The 13,373-nt window shown below is 44.9% G+C and carries 12 protein-coding genes; 9 read left to right on the forward strand and 3 right to left on the reverse strand.

Translation table 11 applies throughout. The features are described 5' to 3' along the window. The first annotated feature begins 76 nt into the window (after window positions 1-76). The 6 genes from HY200_03485 (at window position 77) to HY200_03510 (ending at window position 5,570) form a co-directional block, all read left to right on the forward strand. A complete protein-coding gene (locus tag HY200_03485; GenBank protein MBI3593994.1) occupies window positions 77-1,513 on the forward strand; it encodes a HAMP domain-containing protein in 1,437 nt (478 codons plus the stop codon). Next, entirely contained in the window at window positions 1,506-2,873 is a 1,368-nt protein-coding gene (locus HY200_03490) for a sigma-54-dependent Fis family transcriptional regulator (protein ID MBI3593995.1), read from the forward strand. Before HY200_03485 ends, HY200_03490 begins: the two co-directional genes overlap by 8 nt. 238 nt (window positions 2,874-3,111) lie before the next feature. After that, window positions 3,112-3,333: a hypothetical protein gene (locus tag HY200_03495; GenBank protein MBI3593996.1), complete on the forward strand. Its 222-nt coding sequence runs from the start codon at window positions 3,112-3,114 to the stop codon at window positions 3,331-3,333. Between the two features lie 190 nt (window positions 3,334-3,523). Continuing rightward, on the forward strand, window positions 3,524-3,847 hold the full coding sequence (locus HY200_03500; GenBank protein MBI3593997.1) for a hypothetical protein: 324 nt from the start codon (window positions 3,524-3,526) through the stop codon (window positions 3,845-3,847). A 17-nt stretch (window positions 3,848-3,864) separates the two neighbouring features. Then, complete coding sequence (locus HY200_03505) at window positions 3,865-4,734, forward strand: type II secretion system F family protein (protein ID MBI3593998.1); 870 nt, start codon at window positions 3,865-3,867, stop codon at window positions 4,732-4,734. 5 nt (window positions 4,735-4,739) lie between these two features. After that, window positions 4,740-5,570: a type II secretion system F family protein gene (locus HY200_03510; protein MBI3593999.1), complete on the forward strand. Its 831-nt coding sequence runs from the start codon at window positions 4,740-4,742 to the stop codon at window positions 5,568-5,570. A gap of 35 nt (window positions 5,571-5,605) precedes the next feature. Here the strand turns inward: HY200_03510 and HY200_03515 are convergent, their stop codons facing one another. Next, entirely contained in the window at window positions 5,606-6,682 is a 1,077-nt protein-coding gene (locus tag HY200_03515) for an acyltransferase (protein MBI3594000.1), read from the reverse strand. 155 nt (window positions 6,683-6,837) lie between these two features. On the opposite strand from HY200_03515, the gene HY200_03520 reads away from it, so the two are divergent. From HY200_03520 to HY200_03530, 3 genes are all read left to right on the forward strand, one after another. Continuing rightward, window positions 6,838-8,241, forward strand: coding sequence for a serine/threonine protein kinase (locus HY200_03520; GenBank protein MBI3594001.1), 1,404 nt, complete (start codon window positions 6,838-6,840; stop codon window positions 8,239-8,241). Window positions 8,242-9,316: 1,075 nt separating this feature from the next. Beyond that, window positions 9,317-10,321, forward strand: coding sequence for a sel1 repeat family protein (locus HY200_03525; GenBank protein ID MBI3594002.1), 1,005 nt, complete (start codon window positions 9,317-9,319; stop codon window positions 10,319-10,321). 56 nt (window positions 10,322-10,377) lie between these two features. After that, window positions 10,378-11,226 carry a glycosyltransferase family 2 protein gene (locus HY200_03530; protein ID MBI3594003.1) on the forward strand — a complete coding sequence of 283 codons (849 nt, stop codon included), beginning with the start codon at window positions 10,378-10,380 and terminating at the stop codon, window positions 11,224-11,226. Window positions 11,227-11,300: 74 nt separating this feature from the next. Here the strand turns inward: HY200_03530 and HY200_03535 are convergent, their stop codons facing one another. Together HY200_03535 and HY200_03540 are read right to left on the reverse strand one after the other, a co-directional pair. After that, window positions 11,301-12,266, reverse strand: coding sequence for a dipeptide ABC transporter ATP-binding protein (locus HY200_03535; protein MBI3594004.1), 966 nt, complete (start codon window positions 12,264-12,266; stop codon window positions 11,301-11,303). A gap of 5 nt (window positions 12,267-12,271) precedes the next feature. Continuing rightward, window positions 12,272-13,270 (reverse strand): ABC transporter ATP-binding protein, encoded by a 999-nt coding sequence (locus tag HY200_03540; GenBank protein ID MBI3594005.1) that lies wholly within the window; start codon window positions 13,268-13,270, stop codon window positions 12,272-12,274. Window positions 13,271-13,373: the final 103 nt, after the last annotated feature.

The following is a 13,373-nucleotide window of genomic DNA, read 5'->3' on the forward strand; positions in this document are numbered from 1 at the left end:
CATGAATTTCGGCCCCGTCGGAGGGAAGATCTTTCCCCTATTTGATTTTATTCATTTCACTTTTTAAGGTGTCTATTTGAAAATCAGACTGAACTTAACCGCAAAACTCGTCATCACCATGCTTTTCCTCTCTTTCCTTTCGCTCGGTGCTTCGTTTTATCTCTACGCCCGGACTGAAAAGGCGCTGGTAAAAGAGATGGAAGAGCATATCAATGAGCTTTCGTCAGCAATTTCGGTGAGCGTTGAAGAATTGACCAGCCCGGAAAGGACCAAGGAAAAGAGGCTTCAGGATTATGTCAAACGGCTTGAGAAAAGAGGCGTCAAGGAGATATCCATCGTCAGCAATGAGCAGGAGGTCATAGCCAGCTCGAATCCGAAGAAAGTCGGCGCCAAGATGGATCCGAAGCGGAAAGAACTGTTGATTACGGCCAAACTGGGTGACCAGCTCCCGTCTCCTACGCAGAAAGCCTATAACCTCCTCGTGCCGATTGTGGTTGAAGGAGAACAGCTGGGCTATGCCCATATTAGCATGGTATTTGATGACTATGAAAAGCTGATAGAGTCGCACTATATCAACCGTCTGGCGGCAACGTTGATCGTTTTTACTCTCGGAATCATCGTTTCCATTTTTCTCTCCTGGCGATATACCCGCCCGATTTACCAGATCATGGGAGCGGCTAAAAAAGTCGCAAGCGGCGACTTGAGCCAGATGATTCAGGAAACCCATGGTGACGATGAAATCAACCAGTTGATCAAGAGCTTCAATGAAATGGTCGAAAAATTAAGGCAGAATAAAGTACTGGAAGAACGCCTTCGGGAAACGGAACACCTCACCGCACTCGGCCAGCTTGCTTCGGGAATTGCCCATGAAATCCGGAATCCCCTCAATTTCATTTCGTTAAGCATCGACCATCTGAAAGACAAGATCGGCAATGCAACGCCTGACGAGCAGCAGAAGCTGGGAGCTCTGATGACCAGCATCAAATCGGAGACTTATCGCCTTAACAACATGGTTGAAAACTTTCTAAAGTATGGCCGGCCGATGAAACTGGAAATCAAATGGATCAATTTCAATCTCCTTTTGAACGAGGTGATCAATCTCGCTCGCCAGAAAACGGTGGAGCAGGGAATTGAAATCGAGTATCATCCGGAAGAAATCCCCCTGATCGAAGGGGATGAAGAAAAGATAAAGACCTGCTTGATGAATGTCATAGCCAATGGCATACAGGCCATGCCTGCAGGAGGCAAACTTAAAATTGTGGCATCCCGGAAATTGAACGAGATTGTTTTTGAAATTCGCGATACCGGCGAAGGGATTACCCCCGAAGACTTGAAAAAAGTCTTTCAGCCTTATTTTACAACCAAATCACTCGGGATCGGTCTGGGACTTGCTCTGACTAAAAGAATCATGGAAGAACATCACGGCCGTATAGAGATCGAATCGACGCCAGGAAAAGGGACGAAAGTGATTCTCGTTCTTCCGGTCAGACAGTCGAGAGGTGAGCATGAATGACTCCATACTGGTTATTGACGATGAAAAACATCAACGGGAGATCTTGAAAATAATTCTCGAGGAAAAAGGGTATAAAGTTGAAACGGCATCGAGCAGTCAGCAGGGAGTCAAGCTCTTCAAATCGGGGAATATCGAATTGGTCCTGACCGATTTGAAGCTGCCCGATACGGTCGATTTGAGCGGTGTGGATGCACTGTTTCAGGTGAACCCCAACGCCTGCGTGATAATAATGACCGCTCACGGATCGATCGATTCTGCCGTTGAGGCCATGCGAAAAGGGGCGTTTGACTATTTGACGAAGCCGCTCGATAAAACGGAGCTGTTGATTTCCATTCAGCGGGCTTTTGAGCGGATTGAGTTATTAAGAGAAAACAAGAATCTTCGCCAGCAGTTGGGCGAAAAATTTAATCTTCCGAACATCATCGGAAAACATCCTTCCATGCAGGAACTTTTCAGGATTATTCAGAAGATATCGGGGAGCGGAAGTACCATCCTGATTTGCGGCGAAAGCGGGACGGGGAAAGAGCTGATTGCAAGAGCCATTCATTTTAATTCTTCGAGAAAGAGCGGTCCATTCAGGGCGATTAACTGTGCGGCAATTCCCGAAAGCCTGATTGAGAACGAGCTTTTCGGCCATGAGAAAGGTTCCTTTACCGGCGCGACGGGTACCGAAATCGGTCTCTTTGAAGCGGCGGAAAAAGGGACCCTCTTTCTCGATGAAATCGGCGATATCAGCCACCATATTCAGGCAAAACTTCTCCGGGCGTTGCAGGAGAAGGAGATCCGGAGAATCGGAGCGAAGGAAGATCGTAAGATTGATGTGAGGGTGATTGCAGCGACCAATAAAAATCTTGCTCAAGAAATCAAAAAGGGAACATTCCGTGAAGATCTATTTTACCGCCTGAACATTATTTCGGTCCAGCTTCCTCCGTTAAGGGAACGGGGGTCGGATATCCCCTCGCTGATCGACCATTTCTTGAAAAAATTCAATCAGGAGTCGGGTAAGAAAATAAAAGGTCTTTCAAAGGAGGCGATGCAGTTATTACTCAATTACGCCTGGCCGGGAAATGTCAGGCAGCTGGAAGGGGTTTTGGAGCGGACAGTCCTCTTATGTGATTCCGAAATCATCGGACTGGATGATCTACCGGTTGAAATAAGAAGGCCCTCTTATCCGTTAAGCGAAATCGATTTTGATCTTCCGCCGGAAGGATTTTCGCTGGAGGAATTCGAAAAACAACTCCTGGTGAAAGCAATGGAAAAAAGCGATTGGACCATGACCAAAGCGGCAAAGATGTTAGGATTAACATATAAAACGCTTCAATACCGTCTCGATAAATTCAATCTCAAAAAGAACAGCTAGTTTAGGGAAAACCTTCATTCGATTCAACAATTTTCGTGCCTCAAATAAGGCAATATCATCCTGATATCAGGCATAAAACAGAATTAATCAGGAAGGTTTTTTAATTTAAGAAATACATAACCTATTGAAATATCATGAGATGTCTGACTTGTGTCGCTGTTTATTTATTGTGGCACCTGTTTTGCAGTAGAGTGAGAGTGGTTAATACAAAATATATGAATGGAAGGGGGTGAATTGAATGAAAAAAATCTACTCTTTAGTTGTTTCGATGATGATGGTTTTCGCATTTGGAACAGTAACTTTCGCGGCTGACGCTCCAGCGGCACCTGCGGCTCCTGCGGCAGAGGCTCCCAAGATGGATGCTCCGAAAGCTGATGCTCCCAAAGCCGAAAAGAAAGCCAAAAAAAGCAAAAAGAAAAAAGGCAAGAAAGCAGAAGAAAAGAAAGAAGAAGCAAAATAGTTTTTCTGGTGGCCCCCTTCAGCAGGGGCTATTGGATCCCTCTGGTGATCCGGTTTCATCAATTACAGCTTACAGCGAAAAAAGCACGGTATTTTTACCGTGCTTTTTTTTTGCCATTGATAAAAAAAATATTTTATGTAAAAATCTTTCCAAAAAGCGTGCTCTTATAATCTGAAGAAAGGTGTTTCAAATGAAAAAAAATGTTTTTATTCTAGCCTCGTTGATTCTCTTTCTCATTCCGCTTCTTTCCGGCTGCGAGTCAAAAAAATTAAAAGAGGAGAATTTTAAGCTCAAACAGCAGTTTGACAAAGTTAACGAAGAGAATAAGTCAATCTTAAACGAGTCGGATGGTTATAAGAAAGAGATTGAACAGCTTAAGCAACAGACTGTAGCGCTCCAGAACGAAAAAGAAAAACTGAAGAAAGAAATTGACGCGTTGAAAAAAGCTCCTGTAAAAAAAGCCAAGAAACCGGAGCCGAAGAAAAAGAGTAAAAAGAAAAAAGTGGTGAACTAAACCTTAAAATCGCCGGGATGGTTCCGTTATTCCTCTCCTTACTCCTGTTCTTGTCTGTTGCCTCAGGGTTCTTTTTTGCCTGGGAAATCGGAGCCCCGTTGTATTATCAATATCGTGCTCGGTCAGTTGCACAGACCCTCTCTTCTCTTGATGAACAGTTCCTGTTTTTGACCCACCGGCAGGCCGATTCTCTCTATTCATTTTCTATGATCGTAACAGCCCTTGCCGGGGGATTTCTTTTTTCCAATTTGGCATGGCCGTGGTATCTGCTTGCTCTGGCAGTCTCCGCCCTGGCCGGATATCCGGTTCCGCGTTGGGGAATCGCCTATTTCTCCAAAAAACGACTGGAAAAGATCGAAAAACAGATTCCCGATTTTCTCAAGATGATGGCCGGCTCTCTTCGCGCGGGGCTTTCCCTTTCAGATTCGATCAATCTGTGCGTAAAAGAGCTCCCCTCTCCCATATCACAGGAGCTCGGGCTTGTCTTAAAAAAGATAAAGATGGGCAAAAGCCTGGAAGAAGGCCTCCGTTTTTTCGACAATCGGCTGAATCTGGAAGAGGTAAGGCTGGTCGTTTCTGCGATAATTCTTTCAAATGAAGCTGGCGGATCAATCAGCCATCTCTTTGATAAACTGGAAAACACTTTGACTGAGAGGAAAAGAATTAAAGGCAAAATTGATGCCTTGACTTCGCAGGGGAAGATTCAAGGTTGGGTAGTGGGTCTGCTTCCTCTCTTTCTGGGTCTGGTTCTGTATTTGATTGACCCGGCTCTGATAACTCCCTTCTGGACTACAGCCGCAGGAGGAGCAGGTCTGATCGCCATCGCCCTGTTGGAGCTGGCCGGATATTGGATGATTAGAAAGATCGTGTCGGATGGGGAAGTCTGAAACCAATGATCTTTGCGCTCTGTTTCTTTGCCTTTTTATCAGGATTTGGGATTGCCTATTTTTTGCTTCAATTTCGGTCGGGCGTCCAAATAGACCGGTATAATATTGAACCGATCGTGTCTCTTTTGAAAAAGATGAATCCTTCGCAGTTTTTAAATTATATCCGGAAAAAGATCGTGACCGCTCGTTGGAAATTAAGTCCAGACCATTTCCCGTTTCTACAGTTTCTGTGTGGTGCCGGTCTGTCCGTTGCCGGAGCGCTGATCTCGCTTCTTATGTTTAATGGGAGTTCATCATTCCATTTCCTCATTTTTAATCTCGTTTTCTTCTTTATTGTCGGGTATTTCCTGCCACTGATCAAACTGGTCAACGATGCTCGGAATCGTCAGAAAAACATGATCAAAGATCTTTCTTATTATCTAGACCTTATGACGCTTGGAGTTGAATCAGGACTCGACTATTTAAGTGTATTGACCAAAGCGATGGTTCATTCCAGGCCTGGCCCGATGAAGGAAGAGCTTGAATCCCTGACAAGTCAGATTCAAATGGGAAAAAGCCGGTCTGAAGCCTGGAGGGAATTTTCGGAACGTATCGATCTACCCGAAATTCAGTCGTTCATTCTGGCATTGATTCAGACCGATCAGACCGGGAGTCCACTTTCTGGTACCTTGCGCGATCTATCGGTCGACATCAAGACCCAGCGGTTTCAACAAGCCGAAAAGCGGGCCTACCAGATGCCGGTCAAAATGTTGATTCCGCTCCTGGGTTGCATTTTTCCGGCGGTGTTTATCCTTATTTTCGAGCCGTTAGTATTGCGTTATCTGCAATTGCTCTGATAAAAAGGGAAAAAGAAGCCCAGAAGGGTCATGATTTAAACGGAAAGTATTTTTTTTGTGTAATCGACATAGATGTTTTTGAGGTCAAGTGCCCGGCACTCTAGAAGGTGCCAGGAAAGCGCTGCCAAAAAGAAGGTTATGGAGGCCGAAATCAATGCCAGCGATAAAACAGAAACGCCTGGAATCAGTGAGGCAACGGACTGCTGCACGGGGAAGGCATAAATGTAGACGCCATATGAATAATCGCCCATTCGATTATAATTTCTAATCTGCCCTGATGGAACGTAGGCAAGATAAAACAAGACATAGGAGATGGTTAACGTATAGAAGACGAAAAAGAGGTGTATATTGGCCATGGCTGATAGAAATATTGAAACCAGAAAGAGCCAGAAATAGAGGTGAGAAATAGTGATATGGTCTTTAAGGACATAAAATGATGCGCCTGAAAAGAACATGAAGTAAAGCCTCGCTTCCAATCCAGAAGAATAAAAGAAATGAAGAATCATCATAGCGATGCCCGTGACGGTGGCAGTCATGAGAATGGCAAATTTAAAAAATTTTATCCTATTTTGTTTGGTTATTCGCAATGTGATCCAGACAAAAGCCAAAATCAGGTACAGTTGTAATTCATATTTCATGGTCCAGAGGGAACCATTGACCATTTTTTTGAACGGATTGCCTTCAAACACTGCGGGCAGATAGAATGTAACGCCCGTGATGAGCGTCGAACATTTCAAAAAATAGTAATATATTCGCGGATCCGACAAGTAGGCAGCATGAGGCATTGTTGTAAAAAAGAGACCGATTCCAAAGACCGTTAATAGGAGCATGACGAAGAGAGCTGGAAAGATCCGAAGGAATCTGGCCCAAAGAAATTCGATACTGCTCTTTCTCTTAAACAAACTGGCGGTCACAAGAAAGCCGCTCGTTGCAAAGAAAGCGTCTACAGCGATTGTCCCCATGGTCATTCCGACATCTTTTCTAAACGGTTCTGCGTAACTTGAACCGGTTGCCAACGCGAAACTGTGTGTCGTCAGTACGGCAAAAGCGCCAAAAATTCGAATTAAATTGAAATTATTGTCCCTGCCCTGAATAAATTGAGATAATTTCAATGGTGTGTTTGCCTCATGGTAGGATTTTATCAAAATGAAGTTAATTTTTCCAATTGGATCGGTCAAATTTCAATAAAAAGTTATCGTAACAATTGAACTAAGACGGTATAATGACCGGCGAGGGTTTATTCTGATCCATTGCCGAAGGATATTTAATGATTTTTCTCGATGTTCAAGAAATTGGATACGGGGGAATGGGGAGGATCTACTCCGCTTTTTCGCCTGATCTTCAGCGCAAGGTCACTCTGAAAACGCTCCATCCTTATTTGACCGCCGATCCGGATTTTCGATCAAGATTGAAAAAGGAGGCGGAGATATTAGCTCGTCTTTCCCATCCCAATATAGTTTCTTATTTTGGTTTTGAGATTCTCACCTACGATCAGCATCACGAGCCTTGCCTGGTCATGGAATATGCGGAAGGTCTGAGTCTTCAGAAGAAGCTCCATGATTCCGGACCCATGACCTTTCAAGAGATTCTTCCCATTTTTCTTCAACTTTCAGACGCGCTCTGTTACCTCCATCAAAATCAGATTAACCACCTCGACATTAAACCTGAAAATATTCTGATGACCCAGGGAGGAAAGATACTGCTAGCTGATTTTGGTATTTCCACCGCGATAGGCCAGGAAGGAACGACAGGTCCACTTCAGGAATCGTTCGGAAGTCTTACTTATACATCGCCCGAACAGCTCAAAGGAGAACGTGGCGACGGAAGATCGGACCTTTTTTCTTTCGGAATGGTTCTCTATGCGATGATATTGGGAAAAGGATATTTCGACGGAAGAGAAAACAAGAGTATTTGGGGTGAACTCGTCTATGACTCAGAGCCGCTTCACCTAGTCTTTCCAAAGGAGATTCCGGTCTTTTTTCAAAATCTGATTCGAAAAGCGGTAGAAAAAAAGAAAATTACGCGATTTCAGAATATTTCGGCTCTTCTCGGCTATTTTCGAGAAGTGGAATTACCCATCGAATTCGAAAATCAACGAGAGATGACCTCCCCGCGGAAAGTCTCTGATATGACGATCATATTCGCCAGCGGGCTCCTATTGATTCCAATTTTATTAATCGGATGGTCTGACTGGGAGGAAAGCGAGAGTGTGAGGAAATCGAAACTTATTGACGTCCAAGGTCAGGTTCGAAACTCTTTTCAACCTTTAGCGGAATCGACTAAATTAGAAGAGCCGGTGATTCAAATCTCAGAAGTGATCCGGGAAACAGGGATTGAAAAGAGTGAGTCTGCATTGCCGTCACGCGATCAGGAAAATGTCCCTTTGGCGGGTGTTCTTTCGGATGAAGAACTTGAAAAAATTCTCGTTGTATTCAAATCATTAGTTGAAAATAGAAAACTGGATGCCCTAAGAAAAGAATTTTCTCCGAATCAGCAACTGCTCTCTCGGCTTCAGAATCTCTTTGGTTCCAATCCCAAATTGGAAGTGCGATTTCTTCAGGTCAAACAGGAGGGGCGTTCCGTCAAGGTATATTATCGCGTAATCCCGGGCTCGCTTCCGGGAGAAGAGGGAATTCTCTTATTTGACGGTGACTCGTGGAAACTGCTCTGACGGCGTGAGGTCCTTTTTAAAACCCATGAAAGCCAGATTTAGAATTCACCCTGCCTTTATTCTCTTTTTTCTAGCATTGGTCATTTATAATTTAAGTTACCGAATTCCGAATCCCGACACTTACCCCGCCTCGTTGATACCCATTGTTTTAATCACGAAAGGGAATATCGTCATGGACGATTTCCATCAATATTTTTCAGATATTCACCTGCCAACAGGTCAATATTTTTTTCAAGAAACGAAATATGGCTACCTGCCTTCGTATCCTGTGGCGACCGGAATTTTACTTACGCCTTTCTATGTTCTTCCCGTTTCCATATATAATCAACCAAACCGGACATTGGCAGATTGGTTCCAATTCGCGAAATTAGCGCAAAAAGTCTCTGCTTCGATTATGACAGCGCTTTCTCTTTCGCTATTTTATCTTTTAGCGGTTCAGTTAAATGCCTCCCGGCCACTCGCTTTTGTTTTAACAATAGCCTATGGCTTTGCAACCGAAGCATGGACGATCTCATCCCAAGCGCTTTGGCAGCATGGGCCTGGAAGTTTGTTTATGATTCTGGCCGCTCTGCTTGCGATTAAGCAGCTCAAGAAGCCTTCGATGTTCAAAGGAATCTCTTTTGGTTTAGCCTGTGGATTCGCAGTCGCCATTCGACCCACGAATTTGCTCTTTGTTCTGCCAATTTATATCTGGATGATTGCAAAACGTCCTCGTTTTACCCTTTCTTATACCTGGCCCCTTGGTCTCATTGGCATCGGATTGGCCAGCTATAACCTGATTGCTCTGGGTAATATAAGAGGGGCCGAATTGATGCTCACTCCATTTACGACCCCTTTTTGGGAGGGATTTTGGGGTCTCTTAATAAGCCCGGGCAGGGGGCTTTTTATCTATTTTCCTCTCGCAATATTTGGTCTATTGGGCTTTTACAAGTCTTTCCGCGAAAAACAGATTTATCTTTCTTTCTACGGTGTACTATTTGTTTTCGTTATCCTACAAATCGCCTTGTATTCGAAATATTTGTACTGGTGGGGCGGAAATAGTTTTGGGCCCCGGTATCTCACTGAGATACAACCTATGTTGCTGCTTCTTTCAATCCCGTTATTAAGCAACACATCCCGTGAATCCCTCTATCGGAAGGGATTTTACTTACTATTGATCTGTTCTTTTTTTATTCAACTGATAGGTGTGTTGGAAGGGATTAACAAGTTAAATTGGAATCACTTTCCCGAACATATTAATGTTTCTCAAAATCGTTTGTGGAATTGGAAGTATAATCCCGTCTCATGGGAATTCCGCAGGGAAATCGGTAGAATCGGGGAGGGCAAATGGGGACTGATAAGCTTTATCACTGAAAACGCAGAAGCGGGAGATACGGAATCCCAGGAATGGCTTGGCGAAATATATCAAAATGGAGCGGATGTGGAAAAAAACGATGTTGAAGCGGTGAAGTGGTATCGCAAGGCCGCCGAGCAGGGAAACCCCAATGGTCAGTTTAACCTCGCTGTCATGTATGCTCAGGGACTGGGTGTGGCCAAGGATGACGCCGAAGCGGTGAAATGGTATCGTAGGTCCGCTGAGCAGGGGAATTCCAATGGAGAGGTTAATCTCGGCATCATGTATGCAAACGGCTTTGGCCTGAACAGGGATTATGTAGAGGCCGTTAAGTGGTTTCGCATGGCCGCGGAACAGGGCAACCCAAAAGGACAGATTAACCTTGGGGTCATGTATGTTCAAGGACTCGGGATGGCTAAAGATGATGTTGAAGCAGTGAAATGGTATCGCAAGGCGGCCGAGCAAGGAAATCCCTTTGGACAGTTAAATCTTGGTGTCATGTATGCAAATGGATTGGGCCTGGATAAAGATTATTTTGAAGCAGTAAAATGGGTACGCAAATCCGTGGATCAAGGAAATGCCGAGGCACAAGTCATGCTCGGTCTGTTTTTTGAAAACGGATATGGCGTTGCAAAAAATGAAACAGAAGCTTTAAAGTGGTACCGGAAGGCAGCGGAACAGGGAAACGTTCTTGGCAAAAATAACGTTCGTCGTATAAGTCATGAGGGCTCCCAAAACCCTAACTAAATTGGAAAGGAGAGAAAAAGAATGAGACTCCGTGCGCGTGCCGGAGGTACGAATCCATGTTGAACGGAAAAAAGATCATCGTCGTGCTTCCCGCTTACCGAGCTGAAAAGACACTGTTACAAACTTATCAGGATATCCCCCGTGATATTGTGGACACGATTATCCTCGTGGATGATGCGAGTGATGACAGTACCGTTGAATTGGCCAAGCAGCTTGGTATTGAGATTTTTGTTCATGGTCAAAATATGGGCTACGGTGCGAACCAAAAGACTTGCTATAGAGAAGCACTCCGGGCTGGAGCGGATATCGTTGTGATGCTCCATCCGGATTATCAATATGACCCTCGCCTAATCATACCTATGGCTGGAATGGTGGCTTCGGGGATTTATGATGTTGTACTGGGTTCACGGATTCTTGGAGGTGGTGCGATGAAAGGAGGAATGCCTTTTTATAAGTACCTTTCGAATCGTTTTCTGACCTATGTTCAAAATCTATTAATGGCAACTAAACTTTCAGAATTTCATAGCGGATACCGTGCATTTACACGCAAGGTCCTTGAATCTCTTCCGCTATTGGCGAACTCCGACGACTACATATTTGATAACCAAATGCTTGCCCAAACCGTGGCACAGGAGTTCCGGATTGGCGAGATATCATGTCCTACACGATATTTTCCAGAGGCGAGCTCTATTAACTTGAATCGCTCCGTAGTTTACGGCCTGGGTGTGCTACAAACCAGCGTTACTTATTTCTTTTGGAAGTTGCATTTATTAAAATCATCCCTGTTCGATACCTCGCCGACAAAGTGCCTCAATCGCCCATATTACTCTCGTCCTGCAACTTCATTATTAGCCGAGTCTTCAAAAAGTTCGGAGAGTAAAGGCGATCAGGGGCCAAAAATCTAAATGTTAGGGTGATGAGAGGGTTTGGAGTAAGTCTTTAATGAAATGTCGAAATTGTGCTAAACCCGCATCGCCGGTTACTTGACCAGGAGACAGGCGGCGAAGTGGTTTTCGTTGACAGAAAAAAGAGGGGGATCAAAAGTTTCGCACTCCTTTATTTTTTTAGGGCACCGGGACTGGAATCGGCATCCGGCAGGAAGATCAATCGGGCTGGGGATATCTCCGCTCAATAAAATCTTTTGACCTTTCTTCTCCGGATCCGGAATGGGAATTGCGGAGAGGAGCGCTTCGGTATAAGGATGTTTCGGATTTCTAAAGAGTTCATCAGTCTGGGCCAACTCCACGATCCGGCCGAGATACATGACGGCCACCCGGTTGCTGAGATGGCGAACCATATTCAGATCATGGGCGATAAAGAGAAGCGACAAATTAAATTCTTTTTGCAGATCCTCCAGAAGATTGATAATTTGCGCTTGTATGGAAACATCGAGTGAGGAGATCGGCTCATCGGCGATAATTAACTTTGGCGAAAGCGCAATCGCTCTTGCAATTCCGACGCGTTGCCTCTGTCCTCCCGAGAACTCATGAGGATATCGTTTTACCGCATCGGGGTGGAGTCCGATCTTTTCAAGGAGCCGGAGTACTTTTTCTTTCCGCTCCGCTTTGTTCCCGGTTTTATGGATAATATAGGGTTCTTCGAGAATTTTTCCGATTGTCATTCTCGGATTGAGTGAAGAATAGGGATCTTGAAAAATGATCTGGATTTCTTTTCGAAGAGAGCGCATCCGTCCGCTCTCTGCCTTCAAAATATTCTCCCCGCGATAATAGACTTCCCCCGAAGTTGGTTCGATCAACCTTAATATCAGGCGTCCTGTTGTCGATTTCCCGCTTCCACTCTCTCCGACCAGACCCAGCACCTCGCCTTCTTGAAGTTCAAAGCTGACGTCGTCAACCGCGTGTACGGCTTTGTTTCCGGAAGAAAAAAACCCCTCCTTGACCGGAAAGTATTTTTTCAAATGGACGACTGAAAGGAGAGGAGGGATTTGATTCAAGAATGGACCTCTTTCAGGTGACAACTCGACCAATGGCCTTTCTCTTTTTCCTCCAGAATGGGGCTGTCGGTCTTGCAGACAGGCATGGCAAATGGACACCGTGGTTCAAAAGCGCATCCGGGGGGTAGATCTATCAGTCGCGGCACTACTCCGGGAATCGCTTTTAGGCGCCCTTTTTTTAATCCGTGGCCATCAAATCGGGGAAGTGATTCCAGGAGTCCTTGTGTGTACGGGTGAAGGGGATTGGCAAAAAGACTCCGGGTGGTGGCGAATTCAATCATTTTACCGGCATACATGACCGCGACGTCATCAGCCGATTCTGCAATAATGCCGAGGTCATGAGAAACCAGGAGCATTGCCATATGAAATCTATTCTTAAGGTCATGGAGAAGATTTAAAATCTGTGCCTGAATCGTCACGTCGAGAGCGGTCGTCGGTTCATCCGCCAGAATGAGTTTGGGATTGCAGGAGATTGCCATCGCAATCATCACCCTTTGGCGCATTCCTCCACTCAGTTGGTGAGGATACTCCTCAAACCTTTTATTTTCGGAAGGGATACCTACCAGTTTGAAAAGATCGCAAGTCTTTTCCCTCGCTTCTCTACGGGTCATCTTGAGATGCAGCCGGAGCATTTCAGCGACCTGTTCTCCGACAGTGAAGACAGGATTCAATGAGGTCATCGGTTCTTGAAAGATCATGGAAATCTCTTTCCCTCTCAATCTCCGCATCGATTCGCCGTCGAGCGACAGCAAAGGTTTTCCCTCAAAGAGGATCTCTCCGGAAACGATTTTCCCAGGGGGTGGAACCAGTCTCAATACAGAAAGAGAGGTCATGCTCTTTCCCGAGCCCGATTCGCCGACCAGTCCGAGGACTTTCCCTTTTTCAATATTAAAGGAAAGGTCATCTACGGCTTTCACGACCCCTTGCTGTGTGAAAAAATAGGTTTTCAGGTTTTTGATCTGAAGCAGAGGTTGTTCAGGAATGGTTGAGTTCATTTTATTTTTGGACGATTGATTTTAAAATGGGTTGGATTAAAAAAAAGAATTTTCAAAAAGGCCCGATTGCAAGGCCGCAGTTCCGAAGACGACGCAGGCGGGT

It is taken from the genome of Nitrospirota bacterium (genome assembly GCA_016194305.1).
Lineage (GTDB): Bacteria > Nitrospirota > Nitrospiria > JACQBW01 > JACQBW01 > JACQBW01.

Bases quoted from the DNA above. Each gene is read 5' to 3' on its own strand.
- HY200_03490 (MBI3593995.1), top strand. From the start codon at position 1,506: ATGAATGACTCCATACTGGTTATTGACGATGAAAAACATCAACGGGAG.
- HY200_03495 (MBI3593996.1), top strand. From the start codon at position 3,112: ATGAAAAAAATCTACTCTTTAGTTGTTTCGATGATGATGGTTTTCGCA.
- HY200_03500 (MBI3593997.1), top strand. From the start codon at position 3,524: ATGAAAAAAAATGTTTTTATTCTAGCCTCGTTGATTCTCTTTCTCATT.
- HY200_03505 (MBI3593998.1), top strand. From the start codon at position 3,865: ATGGTTCCGTTATTCCTCTCCTTACTCCTGTTCTTGTCTGTTGCCTCA.
- HY200_03510 (MBI3593999.1), top strand. From the start codon at position 4,740: ATGATCTTTGCGCTCTGTTTCTTTGCCTTTTTATCAGGATTTGGGATT.
- HY200_03520 (MBI3594001.1), top strand. From the start codon at position 6,838: ATGATTTTTCTCGATGTTCAAGAAATTGGATACGGGGGAATGGGGAGG.
- HY200_03525 (MBI3594002.1), top strand. From the start codon at position 9,317: ATGTTGCTGCTTCTTTCAATCCCGTTATTAAGCAACACATCCCGTGAA.
- HY200_03530 (MBI3594003.1), top strand. From the start codon at position 10,378: ATGTTGAACGGAAAAAAGATCATCGTCGTGCTTCCCGCTTACCGAGCT.
- HY200_03540 (MBI3594005.1), bottom strand. From the start codon at position 13,270: ATGAACTCAACCATTCCTGAACAACCTCTGCTTCAGATCAAAAACCTG.